This is a genomic window from Bacillus sp. AP50, assembly GCF_040492675.1.
In the GTDB taxonomy this organism is placed as follows: domain Bacteria; phylum Bacillota; class Bacilli; order Bacillales; family Bacillaceae_G; genus Bacillus_A; species Bacillus_A cereus.
This window is the reverse complement of sequence record NZ_JBEUTW010000606.1, coordinates 1-1,812: the sequence shown is the minus strand read 5'-3', so window position 1 is coordinate 1,812 and position 1,812 is coordinate 1. Positions and strand designations below refer to the sequence as shown.

The following is a 1,812-nucleotide window of genomic DNA, read 5'->3' as shown; positions in this document are numbered from 1 at the left end:
TATAGTGGATATTTTTCGTATAAAGGATGGAAAGATTGTCGAACACTGGGATGTAATTCAAGAGATTCCAAATGAAGCAGCTAATGATAATACGATATTTTAGGTAGAAAATCTATTTATAGATTGTTAAAATGTTTTTTCAAAATAAGTAAGATTGCGTTAGTAAAAATATCCTTAGAGTAATTCTTTCTTACTAACGCAATTTTCAACTTTTTAAGTCCGTAATTATACTTGAAATCACCGCGATACCTAATACTATCCTCTATAGTTTATAGGAATAGTATCTCCCTGACTAAAGTTTTCAAGAAAGGATTTTTAAATGTTTTTTAATTCATTGCATGATAGCAGAAATTTAAAGTGGCCTCTATCAGTTCGTTATAACCTTTCTTAAAGTGAATAAATCCTCTTTTTATTTTCTCATTTCCTCCATTTTAAATATGCCTTTTTAGGATTTCAAATCTTACCTTTTCATCAAATTTATCTGCAATGTATATTACAGTTCCGGCAAGATATTTTAGTCCATAAGCTACGGATGTCATCCAAAGTTTATTTAGGAAAGAAAGATCTTTAATTCGGTGCTTACTTGAAAAGAAAATCATATTGTTCACTCCATTTCTAAAGGTGATAGATATTTTAATAGTCGTCTTATTTATTGTTTTAGTTGCGTAAACAAGGTACGGTACAAAATGTACTTTGCTATTTTGAACAATTTTTTTGTTTGGGAATTTGTATAGAGATAGAAATAATAAGAATAGTGAATAAAACCCTACTAAAGTTTAGTAGGGTTAAGTAGATAAAGATGTAGAATGGATAATTTAAGAAATAAAGGACATAAACTGTGTTTCTTAATTTCTTTGTGTAAGACTCTTAACAAATAGCGTTAAATAGTATGAGGAAGAACCAACTAAAATAGCAAATGGTATTAGAATAATATCAATACCATTTACAATTACATAACCAAAAAAACCAGTCCAAAAGCCATTACAAAAAGAACAGTCTAAAAAAATTTCAAACAATTCATGAATACTACGTAATTTTTCACGTGTGTACTGAAATTTTATTTCAAATAAAAATGCGCGTACCCCTAAGGATATAAATAGCAACAGGCTTATACTTATATTTAAATTCATTTTCTCACCTCCAATTCCTATTTAAAAGTCGTAATAAGTTGTTAGAAAGTTGAGGGTTACAAAATAATTAATATTTAGCTGGGATATTTAATAAATCATTTGAAGGATAGTTACCCCAGTAAAAGCTAACATAATGAAATGAATTAAAGTATATTTTTTTCTAAAGATATGGCCCAATGGATAAAATCTAATCTATTAACCTTAACTTTTCTGGCTCTATAGACCATATGGTGAAGTCCCTCTAAATCAACTAAAATATAGCGTTGAGGGTTAATATCCTGATTAAAGGTAATTACAGCACTGTATTTAGAACGTTTGTCCATATTTTCGATTAAGCTATAAGGATTTTTTATTCCAATCGCATTTTTCCCAATATCGTATCCAACAAATAAGAATTGATTACTTGTAGTAAGGACAGCTCTTATCTGTTTATCATTGTATAAAAATGAAAAAAATTTTTTTATATCAGTAGTATTTAACTTTCTATCTTTATGTAAATTCAAGATATCACCTCCCTATAGTTATCGAAATTTAAGTAACTATAGTTGCAAGTGAATTGTAAAGAGACTTATTAGTTTAAAGGTTGTTGCTGAATCAATCATATTAAGGCTAAATAATATTATTAATAAATTATTATCTAGTATTTAATAATGATTATTTGATATAAAAATAGATTCAATAC

At 27.4% G+C, this 1,812-nt stretch carries 3 protein-coding genes; 1 reads left to right on the top strand and 2 read right to left on the bottom strand.

The annotated features are described in order from the left end of the window. Positions 1–103: nuclear transport factor 2 family protein (locus tag ABWK52_RS27235; protein WP_438825472.1), on the top strand; the 103-nt coding region annotated here is incomplete at its 5' end. 742 nt (positions 104–845) lie between these two features. Here ABWK52_RS27235 and ABWK52_RS27225 read toward each other — a convergent pair. After that, on the bottom strand, positions 846–1,130 hold the full coding sequence (locus ABWK52_RS27225) for a hypothetical protein (protein WP_001052512.1): 285 nt from the start codon (positions 1,128–1,130) through the stop codon (positions 846–848). Positions 1,131–1,273: 143 nt separating this feature from the next. Continuing rightward, positions 1,274–1,633: a hypothetical protein gene (locus tag ABWK52_RS27220; protein ID WP_087948137.1), complete on the bottom strand. Its 360-nt coding sequence runs from the start codon at positions 1,631–1,633 to the stop codon at positions 1,274–1,276. Positions 1,634–1,812: the final 179 nt, after the last annotated feature.